The following is a 23,010-nucleotide window of genomic DNA, read 5'->3' as shown; positions in this document are numbered from 1 at the left end:
GCCGTACCTCGACACCTTCAAGAAGCGTTGCGCAGACCGGTATTCCACTCCGTCGGCAGGGGCAGCGCGCCCGGGTTGACGGTAGCAACGATCTCACTGAGGACGCGGCGGGTCAAAGTCTCGCCAACCCACAAGTGTTTACCGCCCTCAACGGCGACAAAGCGAAGATCGGGCACGCTGGCAAACCGCAAGCGGGCGGCATCCGGCCTGAGGTAATCGTCGAATTCGGGGATCACAGCTACCAATTCACGTTCGTTCTCCGCCCACGCCGCCAGCTCTTCGTTGCTCGTGCGGTGCAGTGGAGGTGACAACAGGATGGCGCCCCGAATGGGATGCTCCAGGCCGTATTTCAGGGCCAGTTCGGTGCCGAATGACCAGCCGACCAGCCACGGGTTAGGCAGGTGACGCGCTGCGACGAGCGCCATCGCCGCGGCGACATCTGCTCGTTCGGTCAGTCCGTCACCGAAGATTCCGTCGCTCGTACCGCGCGGCGATGCCGTACCCCGGGTGTTGAACCGCAGCACGGCCAAATCGGCCATGGCGGGCAGCCGGTTCGCCGCCTTTCGAAGAATGTGCGAGTCCATGAAACCGCCCGCGGTGGGCAGCGGATGCAGCGTAACGAGCGTCGCGACCGGTGCCCTACCGACCGGGGTGGCCAGTTCGCCCACCAGGGTGAGGCCGTCGCTCGTGTGCAACTCGACGCGTTCGATGGTGGCTGGCAGTTCGATGCCGCCACGAATGTCAACCGACACGGTCGCTGGTTCTCCTGACCTCTCGGAATCGTCGGTCACTTGATCTTCCAACAGTGGGTGTGCCAGTGCCGCCGGTTGGCGAGGTCGGCATCGTCACCGAGCACCCCATCGCCGCGCCAGGTGACGATGTGCGCGGTACCAGGGACGATTCCCTGGGTGCATCCGGGACACAGGTAGGACTTGACTGCCTGCTTGGCGGGAACTGGTTGAACATGCCAGAGGCCGTCACGCCGAACTTCGCTGCGACGCCACCCCGCGAGCAGATGATTCAGGCCAATGTCTGCCTCGTCGTCGCCCGATGGCTGGGCCTTGCGGCCTCGGGGTCGATTGCTGCGCGCCATGCTCCCAGTCTAAAGTGCGGGCCTGATGCCGAACACCAGAGGCTCGGTACGCCGGAGCGCGCCTAGTACCAACCCGAAGCCTGGGACTTCTCCCAGGCGCCGCACGGCGTGCCGTAACGGCCCGTGATATATCCAAGACCCCACTCAATCTGGGTACCAGCGTTCGTGGCCCAGTCGTCGCCGGCGCTAGCCATCTTGGAGCCGGGCAGGGCCTGCGGAATACCATAGGCACCACTCGAACCGTTCTGAGCGCTCACATTCCAGCGTGACTCTTTCTGCCAGAGCGAAACCAGGCAGTTGTATTGGTCTTCGCCCCAGCCACGACCGGCAACAGCGTCGTAGGCGTACGCCTGGGCCGAGCCGGGGTCCGGTACGGCAGCCGATGGAGCCGTGAAGCTCTGGGTCTTTTTTTCAACCGCGACCACGATGGGCACCGGTTTGGGCTTTTCGGTGACGGCATAGCCGTCACGACTGATGGTATTCGTGTAGCCGCCGGCAATGAGAACGGCCTGGGCGGGCCCGTCGTCGGTCGAGCTGCCAGCTATTTGAAAGTATGGAGACGCCGTAGCGCCCGAGTAGGGGTCAACGACGGTGACGAGAACGAACGCGCAGGCGGCGGTGAACCCGAACAGAAAGTGAGCCGGCTTGACCCGGGAACGAGTTCGACGAACAGTCGGCCGTACCGCGGCCGGGACAGTGTCGATTACCTTCAGATGCCTACCCATTACTACTCGACCTTAGCCGACATATTTGATGACAGCCAAGTAGCGACAACCAAAATCAGCGGACCGCGAGCATGACGTCCACAACGCTGTCCAGCACGAGGTCCACCTGCGCTTCCCGGTATCCTCCCCGTTCAGGGCGAAAAACGGCCGTCCGTACCTCATCGACCGTGAAATCACGACCGTCGTGGAAATACTTCACCAATTTATTGGCGAGACGGTCGACGTCCCCTCGTTTATAGCCGACGGCCAGAACACTCGTGCGCGTAAAGCGGTAACCTGGGGGGCGGCTCAGCCGAGCGACGATCACCTCGGCGGTGCCCTCAGCGTCAACCATCCACGCCTGCTCTCCCCCAGCTCGGGTCGCTTGATCGCGTTCTCGAGCGGCAAATGCGTCTTCAAGCCGTTCCAGTGCCGCGTCAACCTGGTCGGGTGAGTATCCGCCTTTGTGCATTGAGAAAGCGGTGTGACGGATCCCCTCGGCCGTCAAGCTCGCATCGGTGCCGGTGTCTTCCGCCTCGGCCTGCTCCGCGACCAACGTGTGGATGGCATCGGTTCCGTTTGCGGCGCCCGACTCGTCACCCGTGGTGGGCGGCAGCGTGGTTTCAGTCTCGGTACCGGCGGCGATCTCGTTTACGGATTCCACAGCATCGGTATCAGCATCGAGTTCGTCGTCGTGGAGGTCAGGCTGGTCGTAGGCGCGCCGGGCCGCAGCCAGAAACGCGTCGACCTGGGTGACGTTGTAGCCGAGGGACTTCTTGCCCACTCGCGAAAATATGGTGCTCATACCCTCATTGTCTCGTACCAGGTTCGCGGGGGAAGAATCGGTTGCGCTCACGCAAAGACCAGATACAGGGCGTAGGCGGCAGCGGCCGACGGCAGAATCGAGTCGAGCCGGTCCAGAAAACCGCCGTGCCCGGGCAACCACGAACTCATGTCCTTGATACCTAGGTCGCGTTTAATAAGCGATTCGGCCAGGTCGCCAAAGGTCGCGGTGAGCAGAATGACCGCCCCGAAAACCAGACCAAACCACCAGGGCTGGTCGAGCATAAAAATTGAGAGGAGCACGCCGGCGATCATGCAGATCAGTCCGGCGCCAACAAAACCCTCCCACGTCTTCTTCGGGCTGATCGAGGGCGCCATCGGATGCTTACCGAAGTTCAGACCGCTGACGTACGCACCGGTGTCGGCAGAAATGACCAGGATCAAGAAGGCGAGCGTCCACCATTGCCCGTGGTCCTGGGCGACAAGCAAAACGGCGAAACTCGCGAGAAAGACGACGTAGACCTGAATTAGAATGCCACCGCCGACGTCGCCAACGAGGGAACGGGCACTGGCGCGGTGCGACGGAATCACGGTCAGGGCCAAACGCCACAGTGCGATCAGTGCGATGCCGCCGAGCATGACGAGCCATTGGCCGGTTGCCCCGCCGTAGAACGCAGCCGGAACGATGGCGACCGCCGAAATGATCACGGGGATGCGCGGCACGTTGCGTCCGGCGCGTCGCAGGGCCTGTGCCAGTTCGAACGCACAGAATCCGACGATCACGACCGCGAAGATCATGAAGAGCTGTTTGATGATGATGAGGCTGAGCAGCATTGAGCCGCCGAGCACAAGTCCGATCAGGATGGCCAGAATGAGGTTGCGCCCGGTGCGCGCTGCGATGCGTTCGTTCGTTGCATCGAGTTGAGCCCGGGTGGCCTGCACCTGGCGTTCAAAATCGGCCTTAGTGGTCTGCACCTGACGTTCGAAATCTGCGCGTGTCGTTTTCACCTGCGCCCGAAACTCGGCGCGACTGACACCGCGACCGCGTTTGTGCGGCTGGCCGTTTTCCGGTTTCTCGGTCATCTAAACGCTTCCTAGATCTCGAGGAGTTCGGCTTCCTTGCGCTTGAACGCGTCGTCGATGCCGTCCACGTGGTTTTTGGTGATCAGCTCGAGCTCTTTCTCGGCGCGACCGACCTCGTCGTCGCCGACCTCGCTCTTGAGCGCATCGAGCTCGTCCTTGGCCTTGCGGCGAATGTTGCGCACTGAAATGCGGGCATCCTCCGCCTTGGCCTTGACGATCTTCACAAATTCCTTGCGGCGTTCCGTGGTGAGTTCGGGCAGCGTGGCCCGGATAGTGGTGCCGTCGTTGCCGACGTTGGCGCCCAGATTCGGAGTGTCGCGGATGGCGATCTCAATGTCGCGCAGCGCTTGCTTATCGTAGGGACCGATCAACATTGTGCGCGCTTCCTGGTTTTGCAGGGATGCGAGTTGTTCCAGCGGGGTCAGTGTGCCGTAGTAGCTCACCAGAATTTTCGCGAACATTTGCGGGTTGGCGCGCCCGGTTCGCACGGTGCCAAAGTCGTCTTTGGCGGCCTCGAGGGCCCGGTTCATGCGCGCAGTGGCGTCGGAAAGAACATCCGCGATCACGGTGACTCCTTTATTGGTGGTGGAACAATTCTAGTTGGAGACGCGAGTGCCCAGATCGGTGCCCAGGATGGCTGCGGTGACGTTGCCCTCGGGCGCCATACCGAACACCTGCATAGGCATGTGGTTGTCCATGCACAGGCTGAACGCGGTGGAGTCGACCACTTTGAGGCCGCGCTGGAGGGCCTCCAGATAGGTGATGTGGTGAATCTTCTGAGCATCCGGGTTGGTGCGCGGGTCGTCGGAATACACGCCGTCCACGCCGTTCTTCGCCACGAGCACCACGTCGGCGTCGATTTCCAGGGCACGCTGCGCGGCCACCGTATCGGTCGAGAAGTAGGGCAGTCCCGCTCCAGCACCGAAGATAACAACGCGGCCCTTTTCCAGGTGCCGCTCGGCACGCCGCGGAATGTACAGCTCGGCAACCTGGGTCATCGAGATGGCAGACTGCACGCGGGTTTCTGCCCCGGCCTGTTCCAGAAAGTCCTGCAGGGCGAGGGCGTTCATGACGGTGCCGAGCATGCCCATGTAGTCGGCGCGTCCGCGGTCCATACCGCGCTGGGAAAGCTCGGCGCCTCGAAAGAAGTTGCCGCCGCCGACGACGATGGCCACTTCGACCTGCTTGGCACCCTCGGCGATCTCCCGGGCCAGCGAGCTGACGACATCGGGATTCACACCCACGGCTCCGCCGCCGAAGGCCTCACCGGACAGTTTAAGAAGCACCCGTCGTTTCTTCACGACCGCGGTCGGGTTTATCGGGCTGGTGTGGGGGATGGGCGAGCTGGCCGTGTCAGTCATGTCGTGCGGGGCCTTCCGAGAGGGAGTACTACCAAACTACCGAGTGCGCGCGCGTACCCCACCGGGGCACACACACAAAACGGAGGCCGGATCGCTTGCGCAATCCGGCCTCCGTCATTTTGTGTTAGGCGCCGACCTTGAACCGGGCAAAGCCCGACACGGTCAGTTTTGCATCATCCAAAACCTTGGCGACGGACAACTTGTTGTCCTTGGCGTAGTCCTGTTCGAGCAGGGCGACCTGCTTGAGGTACGCCTTGACGCGTCCCTCAACGATCTTGGGCAGTGCCGCTTCCGGCTTGCCCTCGTTCTTGGAGATCTCGGTGACGATCTTGCGCTCGGTCTCCACGAGGTCAGCCGGAACATCGCTCGCCGCGAGGTACTCGGGGTTAGCGAACGAAATGTGCTGGGCCACGCTGCGCGCGGTTTCAACGTCGGAACCGGAGAAACCGAGAACAACACCGACCTGCGGGGGCAGGTCCTTGCTGGTCTTGTGCAGGTAGATCGAGAACAACTCGCCGGTGACGGCGGCAACACGGCGAAGTTCGAACTTCTCGCCAATGATTGCCGCTTCGCCATCAATGAGCTCGGCGACGGTCTGGCCACCAGCCGTGGCGGCCAGACCGGCCTCAACCGTGGTCGCGCCAGCGGCGGCGATTGCGTCGAGAACCTTATCGGCCAAAACGACGAACTTGTCACCCTTGGCGACGAAGTCGGTCTCGCAAGCCAATTCGATCATGTACGCGGTCGTGCCGATTTCCTTGGCAGCGACGAGTCCCTCAGAGGTGGAACGGTCAGCGCGCTTGGCGTTGCCCTTGGCACCCTTGAGACGCAGGATCTCGATGGCCTTGTCCATGTCGCCGTCGGCTTCAACGAGGGCGTTCTTGGTGTCGACCATTCCCGTGCCGAGGTTCTCGCGAAGAGCCTTGACGTTTTCGAGTGTGAAGTTTGCCATACCGGGTTCCTTACTTGGTCTCTTCAGCGACAATGGTGGGCTCGTCAGCGACGGCAGCCAGTACGGCTGCTACGTCGCTGTCGGCGACAGCGTCGGCGATGGTGGGCTCTGCAACGACGGCCTCGTCGGCTGCGACGGTAGCGTCGGCAACCTTCTCGGTCTCGGCGGAGGACTGCGCTGGGGTGGTCTCGGTGTCGGAGGCCTGGAGCAATTCAGCTTCCCACGCGGCGAGGGGCTCAACTTCAGCCTCCGGCTTGGCGTGGCGCTGGATGAGGCCCTCGGCTGCGGCGTCCGCGATGATGCGGGTCAACAGGCCAACGGAGCGGATGGCGTCGTCGTTGCCCGGGATCGGGTACTGCACGTCGTCGGGGTCGCAGTTGGTGTCGAGGATGGCGATGACGGGGATTCCGAGCTTGCGCGCCTCGTCAATGGCGAGGTGCTCCTTGTTGGTGTCAACGACCCACAGCGCAGACGGGGTCTTCGTGAGGTTGCGGATTCCGCCAAGGCTCTTGTGCAGCTTGACGAGCTCGCGCTTCTTGATGAGCATTTCCTTCTTCGTGAAACCGCTCTTGGCGGTGTCGTCGAAGTCGAGCTCTTCGAGTTCTTTCATGCGGGCTAGGCGCTTGGAAACGGTCTGGAAGTTGGTGAGAAGTCCACCGAGCCAGCGCTGGTTGACGTAGGGCTGGCCGACGCGCTGCGCCTGCTCTGAGATGGATTCCTGGGCCTGCTTCTTGGTGCCGACGAAGAGGATGGTGCCGCCGTGGGCAACCGTCTCCTTGACGAAGTCATAAGCCTTGTCAACAAACCCGAGCGACTGCTGCAGGTCGATGATGTAGATGCCGGAACGCTCGGTGAAGATGAAGCGCTTCATCTTCGGGTTCCAACGGCGGGTCTGGTGCCCGAAGTGCACGCCGCTGTCGAGCAGCTGGCGGATGGTTACGACGGCCATGTGCCGTACTCCTGTTCTGATGCAGGCTCGAAAGCCACACCAATCGGTTTGTGTAACGATCGGTCGATCGCTACTCCTGGTGCCCGGCACATGTCCGCCCTGTTCACGCAAGTTTCGCGGGAGACGGGACCGATTGGACATGGCGGCCAAATGGGCACGCGTAGTCAGCGCACAAAGCGCTGCTTGGGATAGCGTATCACCGCGGGCGCACTACTGCGACCGCCTCCTGCACAGGTCCGGTATCGATGGATACCTGCACGGATGCGCCTTCTGCCCGGGCAAGGTCGGTGCCGAGCGGCAGGGTAGGGACATGCAGACCCTACGCGCACTCGCTGCATCCGCTGTCATCATTGTGATCGTGGGTGTGGGCGCCGGACAGTCGTCGGGTGCCGCGTTGGAACGGAGGGCGGTTTCAGCCCCCACCGGGGTCGCTGCCTGGGTCTGGCCGGTCGCGTCTCCGCACCGGGTGACGCGGGCGTTCGAAGCGCCGGAGTCGCAATATACGGGCGGTCATCGCGGCATCGACCTGGCTGCACTGGCGAATGACGCGGTGTTTGCGCCGCACGACGGCGTCGTATCGTTTGCAGGTCGTGTCGTTGACCGGCCTGTGCTGTCAATCACCCAGCCGGGAGATCTGATTTCGACGGTCGAGCCCGTGATCGCCACTGTCGCGGCGGGAGACCGCGTGCGCGCCGGACAGGTGATCGGTACAGTGGCGAGCGGCGGTCATTGCCCTCCCGGCTGTCTGCATTTCGGTGTGCGACTGCACGGACTGTACGTGTCGCCCCTCCTCTTTCTCGGAACCGTGCCGCGCGCGATTTTGTTGCCGTCCGTGCCGTGACGGGGCCGCGACATCTGCACGAACCGATTTCTCCCTTGGCCGGGTCAGGCGCGAGGGTGGGCGAGTCCATAGCTGGCTTTGAGGCGTTCCGCCGACACATGGGTATAGATCTGGGTGGTACCGAGACTGACATGCCCAAGAAGTTCCTGCACGGCGCGCAGGTCGGCTCCCCCGTCGAGCAAATGGGTGGCAGCAGTGTGGCGCAGGGCGTGCGGTCCGGCCGGACCGGTGCCGGGGACCGCGGCCAGCAGCGCGGCTACGAGGCGATAGACGCCGCGCACGCCGAGGCGCTGGCCTTGGCGGCCGAGGAACAGCGCCGTGGCATTTGACGCGTTGCTGATTGGTGCGGCGGCGGGCGCCCCGGCGTTTGATCGAGCTTTTGTCGTTGGTCCGGTCTGCACGGCGCCTGCCGAGACCGCGGCGAGTACGTTCCGCCCCTGACACAGGTAACCGACGAGGGCGCGCTTCGCCGGAACGCCGAACGGAACCACGCGTTCCTTCGCCCCCTTGCCGGTGACCCGCACGGTCAACCGTTCCAGGTCCACGTCGGCGAGATCGAGGCCGACGAGCTCCGAGACTCGCAGCGCCGAAGCGTAGAGCAGCTCGACGATGGCGAGATCACGCAGGGCGAGTGCATCTCCTCCGGCGGCGCGGGCCGCCAGCAGTTCGAGCAGTTCGCTCATCTGGGTCTGGGCGATCACGCGTGGCAACGTTCGACCGGGTTTCGGCGAGCGCAGACGGGCCGCCGGGTCTGTGCTGTCGTCGTGGCTGCGCGCGAGCCAGGCAGTGAAGCTGCGAGCCGACGCCGACCGGCGGGCCAGCGTGGCCCGGGCCAGGCCAGCCTGAGTTGCGACCCAGAGCCATTCCCGCAGGAGCTCAAGGCTCAACTCGGCGGATGCCGTCACGCCCCGGTCGCCAGCAAACGCGGCCAGTTGGTTCAGGTCGGTGCGATAGGCACGTACCGTATGCGCTGAGTAGCCACGCTCGGCGCTGAGGTAGCGCAGAAACTCGTCGATGTCGTCGATCACGCGCATGGGTTTAGTTGCTCGATCCCATGAGTTCGCGCTGCCGCCGTCATGACTGCCGCGAAAAAGACTGCCGGCGGTCTTCGGGCGAGAGGGCGGCCAGCTCATCGACGTAGTCGGCGGAAAACTGCGTCACCGCGGCGTAATCGCCGATCGGCAGTTGCGAATGCGTGATCTGGTCGGCGTAGACGTGCACAAGGTTCAGCGTCTGACCGCCGTTCACCCCGGTCAGCTCACGGTCGGGGGCGCTCAAATCCATTGAGTAACAGGTAGCCGCTGCCACCGACACGGGGATGCCGGCAAATACGCCCTGAGTGGAATAGTGCAGGTGCCCGGCGAGAATTGCCCGCACATCACTGCCGGCCAGAACGGCCGCCAGTCGCGGCTGGTTCTGCAGCTCGAGCACACTCATCAGCGGCAACGGTGTGGGAATCGGTGGGTGGTGCAGCGCCAGGATCGACCCGCGGCGGCCCGGGTGCGTGAGCAGCTCGGCCAGCCAGCTCAGTTGCTCGTCGGTGACTTCACCGTGGTGATAGCCGGGAACGCTCGAGTCCAGGGCGATGATGCGCAGTCCGTCGAGGTCATACACATGGTCGACGGGGTGCTGGTGCGCGGGGTCGTGGGCCGCGGCTTCGCTGAGCAGCTCGGTCCGGAACGGTTCGCGCAGGTCGTGGTTGCCCATCACCCAGATGATCTTGGCCTCCCAGCCGGCGGCGGCGGTTTCGACGATGCCGCGAATGCGGCGATAGGCATCCGCTTCGCCCCGATCGGCCACATCGCCGGTGAGAATGAGGGCGTCGGGGCGGATACCCGAGCGGTGCAGCTGCTCGAAGGCGCGATGCACGGTGGAGTCGGTGTCGATGGAACCGTAGAGCGCCGCGCCATCCGCTAGAAAATGGGTGTCACTCAGGTGCACCAAAACCTGCTCGGCGGGCGCGTACTGGCCCAGCTGCACGGCTGCCATGGATCACCTCTCGTCGGGTTTCCAGACTACGGGCACCCGCCGACACCCGTTTCGTCCAAACACCACAACAGCCCGGTCCCGCACCGGCGACACGGGCAGACCGGCGGGCTATCATGGCGCCATGTCTGCCCAGCCGGACGCCTATACCGAGGCCCTTGACCGTGCACTGCTGCACACCCATGCCTGGCTTGCGTCACTACCCTCCCGCCCAATCGGCCCCCGTGTCGATGCCGACACCCTCGCCGCCCTCTCGGCCGGCCCGTTACCCCCGTCGTCGTGCGCTGCAGCCGACGTGATCGATGAACTCGCCGCCTTTGCCGAACCGGGACTCATGGCAATGCCCTCCGGCCGATTCTTCGGGTGGGTCATTGGGGGCACCCTGCCCGCCGCCCTCGCCGCCGACTGGCTGGTGACCGCATGGAACCAGAACGCCGGAATGCGCTTCGCCACTCCCGCGGCCGCCGTGCTCGAAGAGACCGCCGCCGGCTGGCTTCTCGATCTGCTCGGGCTGCCGCCGGGAGCGGATGTCGGATTCACCACGGGCGCGACGATGGCCAATTTTGTCGGCCTCGCCGCGGGACGGCAGTGGGTTTTGGAGCGGGCCGGATGGGACCTGGACCGGGACGGCCTGGCCGGTTCGCCGCGTGTGCGGGTTTTCGTGGGGGCGGAGCGTCACGACGTCATCGATCTCGTACTGCGCTACCTCGGCCTCGGCGCACCTATCGTCGTCGACGTCGACCAGCAAGGACGGTTGCGGCCGGACTCCCTGGCCGAACTATTGGACGCCGGTTCCGGCCCAGCCATCGTCTGCCTGCAGGCTGGCAACCTGCATTCCGGAGCATCAGACCCGATGGGTGTGGCGATCGACGTGGCACACCGGCATGGAGCCTGGGTGCACGTCGATGGAGCGTTCGGCCTCTGGGCGGCAGCCAGCCCGCGCTTTAGGGACCAGCTGACCGGCCTGGACGGCGCTGACTCCTGGGCGACGGACGCTCATAAGACACTCAATGTGCCCTACGACTGCGGTGTATCGATCGTGTCCCGGCCCGAGGTCGTGCGCAGGGTGTTCGGCGTGCACACGAGCTATTTGATGGCGGCCGACGGCACTCCCGGCAACCTGGGGCCCGGTGACCCATTCGAGAAGGTGCCCGAGCTGTCCCGCCGGGCCAGGGGGGTTCCGGTCTGGGCGGCGCTTCGATCACTCGGCCGGGTCGGCACGATCGCGTTGGTGGACCGTCTCGCAGCGAATGCGCGGAACCTTGCCGACGGTCTGCGTCTATTGCCGGGGGTCGAAGTGCTCAACGAGGTGGTGTTCACCCAGGTGTGCGTGAGCTTCGGCAGCGATAAACGCACCCGGCGGGTGACACAGCAGCTCATCGCCGACAGTTCAGCCTGGATGTCGGGGTCGCGCTGGCACGACCAGGATATTCTGCGCATCTCGGTGAGCAACTGGTCAACGGATGCCGCCGACGTAGCGCTCTCCCTCGCGGCGGTGGCGCGGGCCTGCGCTGTCGTTGACGCTGCCAATGTCGACGTCGAGGATGTACGCCGTACTCCCACACCCCGGTTCCCTGAACGCGCGACCCACGATCGAAACTGACCTGACCTCCGTGATTTACAGCCGGCGCACCCAGCCGGCCTCCCGCTCCTGGGCGGCTCCATCAAGATCGAGACCGCCGAGGGCGCCGCGCACGGCCGTAGTCGAGAGCCCGGCGCGGCGTGACAGATCGGCGACCGTGCGCGGCGAGCGAGCGCTCAGGGCGTCGAACACGCGCACCTGGTCGCTCGTGCGGGGTATCGGGCCCGGGCCGGTATCCGTGTCGGAAAAGTCCAGGGGCACCTGGACTGACCGCTCACCAACCAGCTCGGCCATCTCCGTCGGGTTGGTCACGCACACCGCGGCGAATTCGCGAATGAGGCGATGACAGCCGGCCGAGGTGGGGCTTGTGATCGGCCCGGGCACGGCGCCGAGCGGGCGGCCCAGCGCCGACGCGTGCCCGGCGGTGTTGAGCGAGCCCGACCGCCATCCCGCTTCCAACACGATCGTTGCCGCACTCGCTGCGGCGATCAATCTGTTTCGTTGCAAAAAGCGCCATTTCGTGGGGGCAGCGCCGCAGGGCAGCTCGGAGATAACGGCGCCAGCGGCCACGATGCGGGTGAGCAGGGAGTCGTGTCCGCTCGGATAGAACCGGTCGACTCCCCCGGCGAGAAAGGCCACGGTCATGCCGTCACTGGCCAGGGCTGCACGGTGGGCCATCCCGTCGATGCCATAGGCGGCACCGGACACCACGGCAAAACCACGGTCGACCAGCCCGGCCGACGCCTCCATCGCGATGTGCTCGCCGTAGCCGGTGGCGGCCCTGGCCCCGACCAAAGCAATCGAGTTGGGCAGCGCGGCCAGGGCGCCGGGCACACCCCGCCACCACAGCGCCAGTGGCGCATGCTGCTCAAGGTCATCGATCGTCGCGGGCCAGAGGGTGTCCGTGGCCAGCAGTAACCGGGCGTCGACGCGAGCTGCTTGTTGCAGCGAGCGGATGACGTCACCCGAATTGAGCCGCGGCCGCCAGCGTTGCAGCCCCGCGTCGAGGGCCTGTTCCAGCTCGGCGCTGGTGTCGGCATCCGCTTCGGTGTGATCGGAACTGGGATTGGTGGCAAAGACGACGTCTGGGGCGCCCGGCTCATCGGCGAGAACGTCGCGCACGAGGGCGCCGATGCGCACCGGGCTCCATGCTTCGAGGATGGCCGTCAGCGCCACACTCGCGCCGAGGCTCGCCACAAGCAGGCCGGCCGTACCGTCGCCGGGTTCGGCGATGCCGGACCAGGCCGCGCGGGCGAATACTTCGCCGGCCGCCTCGGGGGGCTCGCCCGGCATTCCACCGCGCACGCCTGCGCTGAGCTCGCTTACCCGGGTCTCGTCGAGGCCGAACATCGTCATGAAGTCATTCCTTTGCGTAAGTAGAGGGCGTGACCGATTTGGTCGGGACCGGGACTGCTGAGACCGTCGTAGTCGGCCAGGGTCCAGGCGATGCGCAGAACCCGGTCGTAGCCGCGCATAGTGATTCCGCCGCGTTCGAGCGCCCGGTCAAGGCCCGCGGTGGTGCGCGGTGCCAGTCGAGTCGATGCGCCGCGCAGCCACGGGCCCGGAACCTGGGAGTTCAGGGTCCAGGGGGTGCTGCTGAGCCGCTCGGCCGCCGCCGCGCGGGCAGCTACCACCCGCTTTCGGGCGGCGACGCTCGTCATCCGCTGCGTATCGGTGGCAAGGCGCAGCTGGGCGGCGGTGATGCGCTTGACGTTGAGCTGGATGTCGATGCGGTCGAGCAGCGGCCCGGAGATGCGGGCCAGGTAACGGCGGCGCGCGTTGGGCGGGCATGTGCAACTGAGGTCTCCCGCGCCGTACTGCCCGCACGGGCAGGGGTTTGCTGCCATCACCAGTTGAAACCGAGCCGGAAAATGCGCGACGGCGTTGGCGCGGTGAATGCTGATCCAGCCAGATTCCAGGGGCTGGCGCAGGGCGTCAAGCACCGGAGAAGCGAATTCGGGAGCTTCATCGAGAAAAAGAACTCCGTGCGAGGCCTTCGACGCTGCCCCCGGCCGAATCTGACCATTGCCACCGCCGACCATGGCCGCAGCGGTCGCCGTATGGTGTGGGGCTTCCCAGGGCGGCCGGGTGATCAGGGCTCCGCCTAACCCGAGCCCGCTGAGCGAGCGGAGGGAGCTGACTTCGAGGGAGCTCGCCGGGTCGAGGTCGGGCAGCAGGCCGGGCAGACGGGCTGCGAGCATGGTCTTTCCCGCGCCGGGTGGGCCGAGCAGAAACACGTGGTGACCGCCCGCGGCGGCTATCTGCAGGGCCAGAATGGCGTCGTCATTGCCGATCACGTCTGCCAGGTCGGGTTCGGCGGCCAGGCTGGCCGACCCGGTCGCTGCCAGAATGGGCTCGACCGGTATCGGAGGGAGCGTGGCGCCGTGGAAGATCGCCGCATCACGCAACGATGCGACACCGATGACTCGAATATTGGGCACGAGGCGTGCTTCACCCTCGTTGCCGATCGGTACCATCACCGTTACATGCCCGAGGCGAGCCGCGGTCATCACACCCGGAAGAATGCCCAGCGTCGGACGGAGTCTGCCGTCGAGGGCGAGCTCGCCGAAGTGCACGACCTGACCGACCGATTTTGCGGAAACGGTGCTGTCGGCGGCGAGGCAAGCCAGCGCGATCGCGAGGTCGAAGCCGGCACCGTGCTTGGGCAACGCGGCCGGCGACAGATTGATGGTGAGGCGGTGGACGGTAAGCGGGCATCCGCTGTTGGCGGCCGCAGCACGCACCCGCTGGGTGGCCTGTGCGAGTGCCGCATCGGGCAGCCCGATCAAAATCATACCGGGCAGTTGCGCCGAGATGTCGGCCTCGACCTCGACGAGCGCTCCGGTCAGTCCGAGCATTGCTACGGCGTGGGTGCGGGCGATGCCCATCAGAACACGCCCTCGAGGTGTTCGATGACCGGTTCGCGGCCGACCGGGGCGATGACCGCGATGACGTCGAGCCGGATTTGGCGTGGCCAGCGCTCGGCCTCGACACACCAGGCGGCGGCCAGGCGGCGCATCCGGGCCAATTTTTTCACCGTGATGGCTTCAAACGGATGTCCGAAGCCCACGCTGCTGCGCGTCTTCACCTCGACGAACACAACGGCAGCGCCCTGTTGCACGACGAGGTCGATCTCCCCCTCTGAGCAGCGCCAATTGCGGGTCAGGATCGTGTAGCCGGCTCCCTGAAGAAAGCGCGCGGCCTGATCTTCGCCGAGTTTGCCCAGTTCGTCTTTGCGCGCCACGAGTGCCTCCGACCACCAGAGTGGCCGGTCGGGCCCGGCCACGGCCGGACCGTCGCCGCATTGGTGGAGAACAACGCGCCCGGGGCTGCTGTGGAGGACGCTGTGGAGGCGCTGGAGAGGACGCCGCGGAGGACGCTGCTATTCGGCGTGCATGACGAACAGGCGGCGCACGACCTCGCCGGCTAGGAGGTCGTCGAGGCTCTCATTGAGGTCACTGAGCGGTCGGGTGTCGGTGTGCAGCAGTTCGACCGGAAGCCGACCGTCGCGCCACAGCTGCAGGTAGGCCGGAATATCGCGGCTCGGAACCGAGTCGCCCATATAGGAGCCGAGCAGCCGCCGGCCCATCCCAGGGAACTGCAGCGCCGGCGTGCTGATGGTCTGCTCGGGGTGCGGCAGGCCGACCGAGACGAGGGCGCCGCCGCGGGTGAGCAGGGCCAGGCTTGCCTCCATCACCCGGGCGCTGCCGACCGCCTCGATGGCGAGGTCGACGCCGTCGCCCGTGTGCTGGCGAACGAGCTCGGCCGCCTGGTCGGGCGCCCCGGCATGGTGGGCTCCGCAGCGGAGGGCCAGCGCCTGTTTCCCGGGCAGCGGATCGATCGCGATGACGGTGGTGTCGGCCAGCTGGGCGGCGGCCATGACGGCCATCAGGCCGACCGCGCCGAGTCCGAACACGATCACCGACTGGCCGGGTGCGAGCGCGCCGGTGTTGAGCACGGCACCGATGCCGGTGAGGGCCGCGCAGCCGAACATCGCGGCGATGTCGAAGGGAACATTGGAGTCGACAGCAACGACGGATTCGCGGGCCACGACGGCGTACTGCGAGAAAGCGGAGATCCCGAGGTGGTGGTTGATCCGCTCGCCGTCGGCGCCGGCGAGCACGGCCGAGCCGTGCAGCAGGTCGCCGGTTCCGTTGGCCTCAGCGCCGCGGTGGCAGAGTGCCGGGCGCCCGGCCAGACAGGCCCGGCAGTCCCCGCAACTCGGCACGAAGACCAGCACGACTCGATCGCCGACGGCCAGATCGTCGACGCCGTCACCGAGGGCGCTCACGGTGCCGGCAGCCTCGTGTCCGAGCGCCATCGGCAGGGGCCGAATGCGTGAACCGTCAATGACCGAGAGGTCTGAGTGGCAAAGACTCGCGCGTTCGATGCGCACGAGCACCTCGCCGGCCCGGGGAGCAGGCACCGGAACCTGCTCGAGCGTGAGCGGGCGGCTGTCGGCGTAGGGGCGCGTAGAACCGGATTCGCGAAGGATCGCGCTGAGCATCGTTGCTGGAATCATTCTTCCAACCTAACGCCCACCGGGGCGTACGCTGGGCGTATGAAAATGCGCGACCGGATGACCGACTTCGGCATGCGAACGATGAACGGCGTGCACCGGATGGTGCTAAGCCTGTCGGGCGGACGCCTCGGCTGGACCATCCGCACCATGCAGACGGTCGAACTGCACACGACCGGCCGCACTACCGGAAAGCGTCGGTCGACGATGCTGACGGCGCCCGTTCACGAGGGCGGAAGGTACGTGCTCGTGGCGTCCAAGGGCGGTGACGACCGGCATCCGTTCTGGTATCTCAACCTGTTGGCTCAGCCCGCCGTGGACCTGACCATTCGAGGCGTGACGCGACCATTTCGGGCTCGCACCGCGTCATCCGCTGAGAAAGCCGAGCTGTGGCCACGTATCGTGGCGGCCTATCCCGGTTACGGTGCCTACCAAGGCAAGACCGACCGCGACATCCCCGTGATCATCTGCGAGCCGAGCGACTAATTGCGGACGGAGCCCGGGCCCGACCAGCGCACACGGGTCAGGCGACCGGCTCGAGGGGCTCGGCGGCGAGGATGGCCGGGAAGATGGGCGCGTGCACGCCGGACATCTCTTCGAGCACCCGGATGACCTGGCAGCTGTAGCCGTATTCGTTGTCGTACCAGACGTACAGCACGGCCTTCTGGTCGGTCACAATGGTCGCCAGCCCGTCGACGATCCCGGCCCGGCGCGAGCCGAGGAAATCGCTCGACACCACTTCGGGCGAGTCGATGTAGTCAATCTGCCGGTGCAGCGAGGAGTGCAGCGACATGGTGCGGAGGTACGTGTTGAGCTCGTCCTTATCGGTCGCGAGGGCAAGGTTGAGGTTGAGAATGGCCATCGACACGTCGGGGGTGGGAACGCGGATAGCGTTGCCGGTGAGTTTGCCGGCGAGTTCGGGCAGAGCCTTGGCAACGGCCTTGGCCGCTCCGGTCTCGGTGATGACCATGTTGAGCGCGGCGGAGCGGCCGCGGCGGTCGCCGGAATGGAAGTTATCGATGAGGTTCTGGTCGTTGGTGAACGAGTGCACCGTTTCGACGTGACCGCCGACGATGCCATAGCGGTCGTTGATGGCTTTGAGCACCGGAGTGATCGCGTTCGTGGTGCAGGACGCCGCAGTGATAATGCGGTCGCTCGCCAGAATGTCCGTGTGGTTGATGCCGTGCACGATGTTCTTCAGCGCGCCCTTGCCCGGCGCGGTCAAGAGAACGCGGGCGATACCGGGGCACTTGAGATGCTGCGACAGGCCTTCTTCGTCGCGCCACTTGCCGGTGTTGTCGACGACGATGGCGTCGTGGATGCCGTACCGCGTGTAATCGATGCCGGCCGGGTCACCGGAGTAGATCACCTGGATGAGTGTGCCGTTGGCGAGGATGGTGTCGTTCGCCTCGTCGATGGTGATTGTGCCCTCGAACGGGCCATGCACCGAGTCGCGACGCAGCAGGCTGGCCCGCTTCATCAGGTCGTTGGCGGAACCGCGGCGCACGACGATCGCGCGCAGTCGCAAGCCCTGGCCGCCGCCGGCGTGTTCGATCAGGATGCGGGCAAGCAGCCGGCCGATGCGACCGAAACCGTAGAGCACGACGTCGGTGCTGGTGCGCTCGTCGAGCCCGTGCTGCCCGACGACGTCGGCGAGTTCGACGCGCAAGTACTCCTCGAGGGTGACGCGGTCGTTCTGCTTGCGAAAGCCGAGGGCCAGGCGAGCGAGGTCGATCGAGGCTGCTCCAAGATTGAGGCCGTCGATGGTCTGCAGAATCGGGAGGGTCTCTTCGAGCGGAAGCTCGACATCCGCTATATGGCGTGCGAAGCGGTGTGCCTTGAGCAGGCCAACGACCGACTTGTTGACCAGGCCGCGGCCGTAGACGCTCGTCACGACGTTGTTGTCCCGGTAGAGGCGCCCGATCAGGGGAATCATCGCCTCAGCGAGAGCCTCACGATTACTCCACGTTGCACGGGCACGATCAGCGTCCTGGATCACAGGGTTGCCTTCCTAAACCTTCGTTGGTTAGTCCGTTAAACGGTACATGTCCGGCCACCCAAGGCCCCGGAGTCATTGCTTATTCGTCGAGCGCAAGTTCCTTGGGAAGTTCGAAGTCTTTTGAAGCGAGTTCTTCCACGTTGACGTCTTTGAAAGTCAGCACGCGCACCGATTTCACGAAGCGGTCCGAGCGGTAGACGTCCCAGACCCAGACGTCCTTCATGGTCAGTTCGAAGTAGAAATCGTGTTCCGTGTCCCGGCGCACCAGGTCGACCTCGTTGGCGAGATAGAAGCGGCGTTCGGTTTCGACGACATACTGGAACTGGCCAACCACGTCTCGATATTCCCGGTACAGGGCCAACTCGACCTCGCGGTCGTAGTCCTCGAATTCGTCTTCTTCCATGGTGATCTCATCTTACGCTGAGATTTTGAGCCACGATTTGCGGTGTAAGGGGGTCGGCCCGAGCACGTCGATCGCGCTCAGATGGGCGGCGCTGCCATAGCCCTTGTTCGACGCCCAGCCGTACCCTGGCGCGTCGTCGTGCGCAGCGATCATGAGGCGGTCGCGGTGCACCTTGGCGATAACAGATGCCGCCGCCACCGACCCGCAATCCCGGTCGGCTTTGATACGCGTCACGACGTTGAGCGGGGTGGCCAGCGCCTTGTTCAGCCAGTCGTCGCTGCCGTCGAGCAAGACGATGCTGCCGGCCACATCGACACCCTGCCTGTAGAGCTCGGCCAACGCCCGCTTGCCGGCCAGCCCGAGGCACGCGATAATGCCGAGTTCATCGACCTCGGCCGCCGAGGCGAGCCCCACGGCCGAGTACGTCGCCCAGGCAACGGCGAGCGGTGCGAGCAGTTCCCGGCGCGGTTCGCTGAGCATCTTCGAGTCGCGAAGTCCCGCGGGCATGCTCAGAACGGATGCATCTACCGCGGCAAACCCGACAGCCACCGGCCCGGCAAGGGCACCGCGACCCACCTCGTCACAGCCGATCACAAAACGTGCGCCGGTGCGCAGGAGATCGAACTCCACCTCAAGGGTGGGGTCGGACACCGCCACTACTCGGAGCCCTTGTCGGCCTGCTCAACTTCGCGGAATACGTCGGGGTAGTCATCGAGCCACGCCCAGTGCGCCAGCGGCCAGCTCACCACGAGCGCGCGACCGACGACGTTGTCGATCGGGACGTACCCTTTGCCAGCCGTGTCGCCGTTGTAGCGGGAGTCCTTGGAGTTGTAACGGTTGTCGCCCATCATCCAGAGTGAGCCCGCCGGGATTGTGACGTCGAAGTCATCCTTGGAGACCTTGGTGTCGCCGGCCGGCAGCAGCACATAAGCGGATTCGTCAAGTGGAACTTCGTTGACGCTCATCTGGCCGAGGGCGTTGCAGCACACGACATGGTCACCGGGCAGTCCGATCACTCGTTTGATCAGGTGGTCGTTGCTGTCGGGCGCGGACAGGCCAACGACCGAGAGCAGCCAGTCCGCCCCCGCCACGATCGGATTTTGCACGATCTCAGCCTGCGGCAGCAGCCATCCACCCGGGTCTTTGAAGACGATGACGTCTCCGCGGGAGATCGGGATGAACTCGGGTTCGAGCTGATTCACGATGATGCGGTCGTCGATCTGCAGCGTGTTTTCCATCGACCCGGAGGGGATGTAGAACGACCTGATCAGGAAGGTCTTGATCAAAAACGAGATGAGCAGTGCCACCACAAAAATAACGAGGAGGTCGCGGATGAACAGCAAGACGCTGCGCTGCTTGCTGGGCGCTTTCTTGCTTCGGGCCATCTTTCTGGGAAACCTCTTCGACTCTGATACCCGACGATCGGACCTGGAGGCGAGCACTTCATCTGTCATTTAACCGCCTGAGCTCCCCATCAGTTTAGGTGATGGGGAGCTCTGGGAAGAATCCGATTGGATTTTTGGGAAGCGCGAAAGTTAGCGCTTTTCCTTGATCTTGGCCTTCTTGCCACGCAGGTCGCGCAGGTAGTACAGTTTTGCGCGACGAACGTCGCCGCGGGTCACGATCTCGATGTGGTCGATGACCGGGGAGTGCACCGGGAAGGTACGCTCGACGCCGATCTGAAAGCTGACCTTGCGAACGCAGAACGTTTCGCGCACGCCTTCGCCGGAGCGGCCGATGACGACTCCCTGGAAGACCTGGATACGAGAGCGGGTTCCCTCAATGATGTTGACGTGAACCTTGACGGTGTCGCCGGCACGGAAGTCGGGAAGATCCTTCTTCAGCGATGGGGCGTCTACCGCGTCGAGAATATGCATGTTGTTTCGCTCTCTGTACCCGCCACAGGTCGACTACGCTAGGTGCTTCATCCGAAGCAATCAGTATGAGGATGTGCGCCGCAACGAGCAGGTTCCCCCGTGGCAGAGTCCTGCAGCGGCACAAGCGCCAATTCTGCCATGAACTCGCACCCATTGCAAAGCGGGGGCCGGTCGGTCAGAGCCGGTCGCGCTTTTCTTCGATGACGATGACCTCTGGCTTGGCGCTTCGGCCAAAGGTCGCTGTCGGCCTGGCCTGGTGGGGGCGTGGCTGGTTCGGCAGTGGATGCTGGGCCCCAGCCGGGGCAGACTGACCGTGCGCCTGCTGCTCCACCAAGTCGACCATCGCCAAAACTCGGCGCCGGGCGGCGTCAAACAGCTCCCAGACAGCGAACCAGAATACGGCGAAGCCTGCGACGATGACGAGTACGCTGAGCCAGCCCGCGGCATCCGTTGAAAAAGGAATGGCGATGATGAGCGCGTGCCAGAGAGTGAGCACGCCGACGTCGGCGTAGGAGAGCGCCCGGGTTTCGCGCACTTCTTTGCGTGCGTAAATGACGAGGGCCACGAGCAACAGCCCGAGGCCGATGAGAACGGCTCCGAAGAAGATACCCAGCACCGCCCATGCGCCCGATCCAAAGATCGCGGACCCGACGAGTAACCAGAGCGGCAGGGCTCCGGCTGCAATGAATTGCCAATGGTAGAAGGCGCGGCGGATGATCATCGATTTAGTTTATCGACGCGGGCTGACACTAACCTTGGCGTTCGCTGGAGGCTGAAGTCACGAAATCGCGGGCGGCAGAAGGTCGGGCCGCACCCGTTCGGTGCGTTCAATTTGCTGCTGGTGGCGCCAGGTACTGATGGCGCCATGGTTACCGCTTCGCAACACCGGCGGAACATCAAGGCCGCGCCAGCTGGCGGGCTTGGTATAGCTGGGGTATTCGAGCAGGCCGTCTTCGTGAGACTCTTCGACGAGGCTTTCCGGGTTGCCGACAACGCCGGGAATGAGCCGGCCGATCGCTTCGATCATGGCCATGACGGCGACCTCTCCCCCGTTGAGCACATAGTCGCCGAGGCTCACGAGCCGTACCCGGCCGCGCTGCGCGTAGTGATCGACGACACGCTGGTCGATGCCCTCGTAGCGACCGCACCCGAAGACGAGGTGCTGCTCGAGCGATAGCTCGCGGGCCATTCGCTGGGTGAACTGGTCCCCCGCCGGCGAAGGAAAGATGACGATGGGTCCGTCGTCGGTCGATTCAGGGTCAGCGCCGAGTATGGCATCCAGGGCGTCACCCCAGGGCTCCGGCTTCATGACCATGCCAGCGCCGCCACCATACGGGGTGTCGTCGACCGAATGGTGCCGGTCGTGGGTGTGGTCGCGCAGGTTGTGCACGCCCAACTCGATCAAGCCGCCCTGGCGGGCCTTACCGAGCAGCGACAGATCGAGCACATCGAAGAATTCGGGAAATATGGTGACGATATCGATGCGCATGGTCAAATCCTAGAAGATCTGGGCTTGCTCTTTCGCCTCGAGGTACCGGTCGAGGACCACGTCAACCAGAGGAGCGGGGGCCGTTTCACCCGGCAGCAGCAGCGGAGCGGTGACCAGCTCAGCGCCCACGCTCTGGGCGCGCGTCAAGTCGAAGAAGAATCCGGGCGCCATGAGATAGGTACTCACGGTCACGTGTTCGCTGCGCAGCCTGGCGCCGGTGACGGCACAGGCCAGCCGGGGCGTGGCCGCGGAGAGAAAGCCGACGGTGACGCGAACACCGAGGCGCTGTTCCAGCAGGGCGCCGACCGTGCGGCAGTCGTGCACCGCGCGCGCGTCGCTCGATCCGGCGGCGGCGAGCACGATCTCTTGGCCGCGGACCCGTTTGTCGAACCCGTCGGCACGAAGACGATGTTCGAGTACGTCGATGAGTCGCTCGTCCGGGCCGAGCGCCCGCGACACGGCTGTCACGCGGTCGTGCTCGCTCGTTTCCCGTTGGAGGTCGACGTGCACGTGGTAGCCGGCGGAGAGCAACAGGGGAACCACGACCGCGGCGGAATCCGGCGGCACCGCGCCGAGGCTTGCGGCGACATCCGGCTGTTGCACATCGACGAAACCGCTGATCACGGCAAGTTCGGGATGAGCGAGGGCCACGGCTTCGACGAGGGCAGCGATGGCGGCCTGGCCGTCAGCCGAGTTGGTGCCGTGCGAGATGGCGACGAGTGCCGGCGTTCTGCGCTCAGCACCGCTCCGCTCGGCACTGCGCCCGGAGGTGCGGTGCCAATCGATGCTGTGCTCTGTTGCGCGAGGCCGTTCGCCAATGAGGGTCATGCTGCCTTGAGCAGTCCAGACTCGACCGCGACCTCGATGTACCCGCCGACAACGCGGGTTTCGTAGGTGTTGAGCACGAGCATCGGGTTGGTGAAGCATTCCCCGGTGCCGAGGTCGTAGACCTCTTTGTGCAACGGCGAGGCGATGGTGGGTCGGTCGCCCTTGGAGCCGACAATGCCTCGGGCCATGACGTTGGCCTCGGTGTGTGGGTCACGGTGATCGACAGCGTAGATTTCGGTCGGCGACAGCAGGAACAACGCGATCTGCTTCATGCGAATAAGGGCGGCTTCACCCCAGCTGGGTTCCAGATCGGCCACGGCACAGGCGCGCTCCCAGATCAGGGCGGGGCGGGTCGCTGCAGCGGTCAGGCGGGTGTCGGCCAGTGTCATCGTCATCGTGCGCTCCCAGGGGTTTGGTTTAGGGGTTGTCGCGTTTGTGCGCTGGTCCCACGGTAGGCGGGCCATATTTCGGCCAGGCGCCTGCCATGTTTCCCCCGAGTGAAACCCGCCTCACAGCGGGTGCGCTCCGCTGTGGGGCTTTCGACCAGTGCGGGACACACGG

At 65.0% G+C, this 23,010-nt stretch carries 27 protein-coding genes; 3 read left to right on the top strand and 24 right to left on the bottom strand.

Annotated elements, in window-relative coordinates; genetic code table 11:
- Window positions 1-17: 17 nt before the first annotated feature.
- The 9 genes from E3T51_RS05925 to rpsB form a co-directional block, all read right to left on the bottom strand.
- Window positions 18-752 (bottom strand): alpha/beta hydrolase, encoded by a 735-nt coding sequence (locus E3T51_RS05925; RefSeq protein ID WP_134529401.1) that lies wholly within the window; start codon window positions 750-752, stop codon window positions 18-20.
- Window positions 753-787: 35 nt separating this feature from the next.
- Window positions 788-1,093 carry a hypothetical protein gene (locus E3T51_RS05920; RefSeq protein ID WP_134528761.1) on the bottom strand — a complete coding sequence of 102 codons (306 nt, stop codon included), beginning with the start codon at window positions 1,091-1,093 and terminating at the stop codon, window positions 788-790.
- Between the two features lie 62 nt (window positions 1,094-1,155).
- Window positions 1,156-1,818, bottom strand: a complete 663-nt coding sequence (locus E3T51_RS17090) for an aggregation-promoting factor C-terminal-like domain-containing protein (RefSeq protein WP_241989194.1) — start codon at window positions 1,816-1,818, stop codon at window positions 1,156-1,158.
- Window positions 1,819-1,873: 55 nt separating this feature from the next.
- Entirely contained in the window at window positions 1,874-2,602 is a 729-nt protein-coding gene (locus E3T51_RS05910; RefSeq protein ID WP_134528759.1) for a DivIVA domain-containing protein, read from the bottom strand.
- A 47-nt stretch (window positions 2,603-2,649) separates the two neighbouring features.
- On the bottom strand, window positions 2,650-3,663 hold the full coding sequence (locus E3T51_RS05905) for a phosphatidate cytidylyltransferase (protein ID WP_134528757.1): 1,014 nt from the start codon (window positions 3,661-3,663) through the stop codon (window positions 2,650-2,652).
- Between the two features lie 11 nt (window positions 3,664-3,674).
- The gene (gene frr, locus E3T51_RS05900; protein WP_104191611.1) at window positions 3,675-4,229 is read right to left on the bottom strand and encodes a ribosome recycling factor; all 555 of its coding nucleotides are present in this window, start codon (window positions 4,227-4,229) and stop codon (window positions 3,675-3,677) included.
- A gap of 30 nt (window positions 4,230-4,259) precedes the next feature.
- Window positions 4,260-5,024: a UMP kinase gene (gene pyrH, locus E3T51_RS05895; protein WP_134528755.1), complete on the bottom strand. Its 765-nt coding sequence runs from the start codon at window positions 5,022-5,024 to the stop codon at window positions 4,260-4,262.
- Between the two features lie 124 nt (window positions 5,025-5,148).
- On the bottom strand, window positions 5,149-5,976 hold the full coding sequence (gene tsf / locus E3T51_RS05890; RefSeq protein ID WP_134528753.1) for a translation elongation factor Ts: 828 nt from the start codon (window positions 5,974-5,976) through the stop codon (window positions 5,149-5,151).
- 10 nt (window positions 5,977-5,986) lie between these two features.
- Window positions 5,987-6,925: a 30S ribosomal protein S2 gene (gene rpsB, locus E3T51_RS05885; RefSeq protein WP_134528751.1), complete on the bottom strand. Its 939-nt coding sequence runs from the start codon at window positions 6,923-6,925 to the stop codon at window positions 5,987-5,989.
- Window positions 6,926-7,235: 310 nt separating this feature from the next.
- On the opposite strand from rpsB, the gene E3T51_RS05880 reads away from it, so the two are divergent.
- A complete protein-coding gene (locus E3T51_RS05880; protein ID WP_134528749.1) occupies window positions 7,236-7,766 on the top strand; it encodes a murein hydrolase activator EnvC family protein in 531 nt (176 codons plus the stop codon).
- Window positions 7,767-7,810: 44 nt separating this feature from the next.
- Here E3T51_RS05880 and E3T51_RS05875 read toward each other — a convergent pair whose 3' ends face one another.
- Together E3T51_RS05875 and E3T51_RS05870 are read right to left on the bottom strand one after the other, a co-directional pair.
- On the bottom strand, window positions 7,811-8,800 hold the full coding sequence (locus E3T51_RS05875; RefSeq protein WP_134528747.1) for a tyrosine recombinase XerC: 990 nt from the start codon (window positions 8,798-8,800) through the stop codon (window positions 7,811-7,813).
- Between the two features lie 40 nt (window positions 8,801-8,840).
- Entirely contained in the window at window positions 8,841-9,755 is a 915-nt protein-coding gene (locus tag E3T51_RS05870) for a phosphodiesterase (protein WP_134528745.1), read from the bottom strand.
- A gap of 121 nt (window positions 9,756-9,876) precedes the next feature.
- Here E3T51_RS05870 and E3T51_RS05865 point away from each other — a divergent pair, with 121 nt between their 5' ends.
- Window positions 9,877-11,355: a pyridoxal phosphate-dependent decarboxylase family protein gene (locus E3T51_RS05865; protein WP_134528743.1), complete on the top strand. Its 1,479-nt coding sequence runs from the start codon at window positions 9,877-9,879 to the stop codon at window positions 11,353-11,355.
- 15 nt (window positions 11,356-11,370) lie between these two features.
- On the opposite strand, the gene dprA is transcribed toward E3T51_RS05865, so the two are convergent.
- The 4 genes from dprA to E3T51_RS05845 form a co-directional block, all read right to left on the bottom strand.
- Entirely contained in the window at window positions 11,371-12,690 is a 1,320-nt protein-coding gene (gene dprA, locus E3T51_RS05860) for a DNA-processing protein DprA (protein WP_134528741.1), read from the bottom strand.
- Window positions 12,687-14,222 (bottom strand): YifB family Mg chelatase-like AAA ATPase, encoded by a 1,536-nt coding sequence (locus tag E3T51_RS05855; RefSeq protein ID WP_134528739.1) that lies wholly within the window; start codon window positions 14,220-14,222, stop codon window positions 12,687-12,689. Before E3T51_RS05855 ends, dprA begins: the two co-directional genes overlap by 4 nt.
- Complete coding sequence (locus E3T51_RS05850) at window positions 14,222-14,620, bottom strand: YraN family protein (RefSeq protein ID WP_420898413.1); 399 nt, start codon at window positions 14,618-14,620, stop codon at window positions 14,222-14,224. The genes E3T51_RS05855 and E3T51_RS05850 overlap by 1 nt, the downstream gene beginning before the upstream one ends.
- 96 nt (window positions 14,621-14,716) lie before the next feature.
- Complete coding sequence (locus E3T51_RS05845; RefSeq protein ID WP_420898412.1) at window positions 14,717-15,856, bottom strand: alcohol dehydrogenase catalytic domain-containing protein; 1,140 nt, start codon at window positions 15,854-15,856, stop codon at window positions 14,717-14,719.
- A 39-nt stretch (window positions 15,857-15,895) separates the two neighbouring features.
- Between E3T51_RS05845 and E3T51_RS05840 the strand changes: the two genes are divergently transcribed.
- Window positions 15,896-16,339 (top strand): nitroreductase family deazaflavin-dependent oxidoreductase, encoded by a 444-nt coding sequence (locus E3T51_RS05840; protein WP_134528737.1) that lies wholly within the window; start codon window positions 15,896-15,898, stop codon window positions 16,337-16,339.
- A gap of 37 nt (window positions 16,340-16,376) precedes the next feature.
- Here E3T51_RS05840 and E3T51_RS05835 read toward each other — a convergent pair whose 3' ends face one another.
- The 9 genes from E3T51_RS05835 to nirD form a co-directional block, all read right to left on the bottom strand.
- The gene (locus E3T51_RS05835) at window positions 16,377-17,852 is read right to left on the bottom strand and encodes a glyceraldehyde-3-phosphate dehydrogenase (protein WP_134528735.1); all 1,476 of its coding nucleotides are present in this window, start codon (window positions 17,850-17,852) and stop codon (window positions 16,377-16,379) included.
- A gap of 79 nt (window positions 17,853-17,931) precedes the next feature.
- Entirely contained in the window at window positions 17,932-18,255 is a 324-nt protein-coding gene (locus E3T51_RS05830) for a DUF2469 domain-containing protein (RefSeq protein WP_104191599.1), read from the bottom strand.
- A 12-nt stretch (window positions 18,256-18,267) separates the two neighbouring features.
- A complete protein-coding gene (locus E3T51_RS05825) occupies window positions 18,268-18,912 on the bottom strand; it encodes a ribonuclease HII (protein ID WP_134528733.1) in 645 nt (214 codons plus the stop codon).
- Window positions 18,912-19,640, bottom strand: a complete 729-nt coding sequence (gene lepB / locus E3T51_RS05820) for a signal peptidase I (RefSeq protein WP_134528731.1) — start codon at window positions 19,638-19,640, stop codon at window positions 18,912-18,914. The genes E3T51_RS05825 and lepB overlap by 1 nt, the downstream gene beginning before the upstream one ends.
- A gap of 150 nt (window positions 19,641-19,790) precedes the next feature.
- A complete protein-coding gene (rplS, locus tag E3T51_RS05815) occupies window positions 19,791-20,132 on the bottom strand; it encodes a 50S ribosomal protein L19 (RefSeq protein ID WP_092108884.1) in 342 nt (113 codons plus the stop codon).
- 175 nt (window positions 20,133-20,307) lie between these two features.
- Window positions 20,308-20,853, bottom strand: coding sequence for an MFS transporter (locus E3T51_RS05810; protein WP_134528729.1), 546 nt, complete (start codon window positions 20,851-20,853; stop codon window positions 20,308-20,310).
- Between the two features lie 57 nt (window positions 20,854-20,910).
- Entirely contained in the window at window positions 20,911-21,621 is a 711-nt protein-coding gene (gene trmD, locus E3T51_RS05805) for a tRNA (guanosine(37)-N1)-methyltransferase TrmD (protein WP_134528727.1), read from the bottom strand.
- A 9-nt stretch (window positions 21,622-21,630) separates the two neighbouring features.
- Window positions 21,631-22,449, bottom strand: coding sequence for a sirohydrochlorin chelatase (locus E3T51_RS05800; protein ID WP_134528725.1), 819 nt, complete (start codon window positions 22,447-22,449; stop codon window positions 21,631-21,633).
- The gene (gene nirD / locus E3T51_RS05795) at window positions 22,446-22,844 is read right to left on the bottom strand and encodes a nitrite reductase small subunit NirD (RefSeq protein ID WP_134528724.1); all 399 of its coding nucleotides are present in this window, start codon (window positions 22,842-22,844) and stop codon (window positions 22,446-22,448) included. The genes E3T51_RS05800 and nirD overlap by 4 nt, the downstream gene beginning before the upstream one ends.
- Between the last annotated feature and the right edge of the window lie 166 nt (window positions 22,845-23,010).

The sequence above is a fragment of the Cryobacterium serini genome (genome assembly GCF_004404025.1).
Taxonomy (GTDB): domain Bacteria; phylum Actinomycetota; class Actinomycetes; order Actinomycetales; family Microbacteriaceae; genus Cryobacterium; species Cryobacterium serini.
The sequence above is the reverse complement of the archived record's forward strand: the minus strand, read 5'-3'. Positions and strand labels throughout refer to the sequence as shown.

What these genes read in the sequence shown, in the direction of transcription:
- E3T51_RS05920 (WP_134528761.1), bottom strand. Translation starts at nt 1,093, where the DNA reads ATGGCGCGCAGCAATCGACCCCGAGGCCGCAAGGCCCAGCCATCGGGC.
- E3T51_RS17090 (WP_241989194.1), bottom strand. Translation starts at nt 1,818, where the DNA reads ATGGGTAGGCATCTGAAGGTAATCGACACTGTCCCGGCCGCGGTACGG.
- E3T51_RS05910 (WP_134528759.1), bottom strand. Translation starts at nt 2,602, where the DNA reads ATGAGCACCATATTTTCGCGAGTGGGCAAGAAGTCCCTCGGCTACAAC.
- E3T51_RS05905 (WP_134528757.1), bottom strand. Translation starts at nt 3,663, where the DNA reads ATGACCGAGAAACCGGAAAACGGCCAGCCGCACAAACGCGGTCGCGGT.
- pyrH (WP_134528755.1), bottom strand. Translation starts at nt 5,024, where the DNA reads ATGACTGACACGGCCAGCTCGCCCATCCCCCACACCAGCCCGATAAAC.
- tsf (WP_134528753.1), bottom strand. Translation starts at nt 5,976, where the DNA reads ATGGCAAACTTCACACTCGAAAACGTCAAGGCTCTTCGCGAGAACCTC.
- rpsB (WP_134528751.1), bottom strand. Translation starts at nt 6,925, where the DNA reads ATGGCCGTCGTAACCATCCGCCAGCTGCTCGACAGCGGCGTGCACTTC.
- E3T51_RS05880 (WP_134528749.1), top strand. Translation starts at nt 7,236, where the DNA reads ATGCAGACCCTACGCGCACTCGCTGCATCCGCTGTCATCATTGTGATC.
- E3T51_RS05875 (WP_134528747.1), bottom strand. Translation starts at nt 8,800, where the DNA reads ATGCGCGTGATCGACGACATCGACGAGTTTCTGCGCTACCTCAGCGCC.
- E3T51_RS05870 (WP_134528745.1), bottom strand. Translation starts at nt 9,755, where the DNA reads ATGGCAGCCGTGCAGCTGGGCCAGTACGCGCCCGCCGAGCAGGTTTTG.
- E3T51_RS05865 (WP_134528743.1), top strand. Translation starts at nt 9,877, where the DNA reads ATGTCTGCCCAGCCGGACGCCTATACCGAGGCCCTTGACCGTGCACTG.
- dprA (WP_134528741.1), bottom strand. Translation starts at nt 12,690, where the DNA reads ATGACGATGTTCGGCCTCGACGAGACCCGGGTAAGCGAGCTCAGCGCA.
- E3T51_RS05855 (WP_134528739.1), bottom strand. Translation starts at nt 14,222, where the DNA reads ATGGGCATCGCCCGCACCCACGCCGTAGCAATGCTCGGACTGACCGGA.
- E3T51_RS05845 (WP_420898412.1), bottom strand. Translation starts at nt 15,856, where the DNA reads ATGATTCCAGCAACGATGCTCAGCGCGATCCTTCGCGAATCCGGTTCT.
- E3T51_RS05840 (WP_134528737.1), top strand. Translation starts at nt 15,896, where the DNA reads ATGAAAATGCGCGACCGGATGACCGACTTCGGCATGCGAACGATGAAC.
- E3T51_RS05830 (WP_104191599.1), bottom strand. Translation starts at nt 18,255, where the DNA reads ATGGAAGAAGACGAATTCGAGGACTACGACCGCGAGGTCGAGTTGGCC.
- lepB (WP_134528731.1), bottom strand. Translation starts at nt 19,640, where the DNA reads ATGGCCCGAAGCAAGAAAGCGCCCAGCAAGCAGCGCAGCGTCTTGCTG.
- rplS (WP_092108884.1), bottom strand. Translation starts at nt 20,132, where the DNA reads ATGCATATTCTCGACGCGGTAGACGCCCCATCGCTGAAGAAGGATCTT.
- E3T51_RS05810 (WP_134528729.1), bottom strand. Translation starts at nt 20,853, where the DNA reads ATGATCATCCGCCGCGCCTTCTACCATTGGCAATTCATTGCAGCCGGA.
- trmD (WP_134528727.1), bottom strand. Translation starts at nt 21,621, where the DNA reads ATGCGCATCGATATCGTCACCATATTTCCCGAATTCTTCGATGTGCTC.
- E3T51_RS05800 (WP_134528725.1), bottom strand. Translation starts at nt 22,449, where the DNA reads ATGACCCTCATTGGCGAACGGCCTCGCGCAACAGAGCACAGCATCGAT.
- nirD (WP_134528724.1), bottom strand. Translation starts at nt 22,844, where the DNA reads ATGACGATGACACTGGCCGACACCCGCCTGACCGCTGCAGCGACCCGC.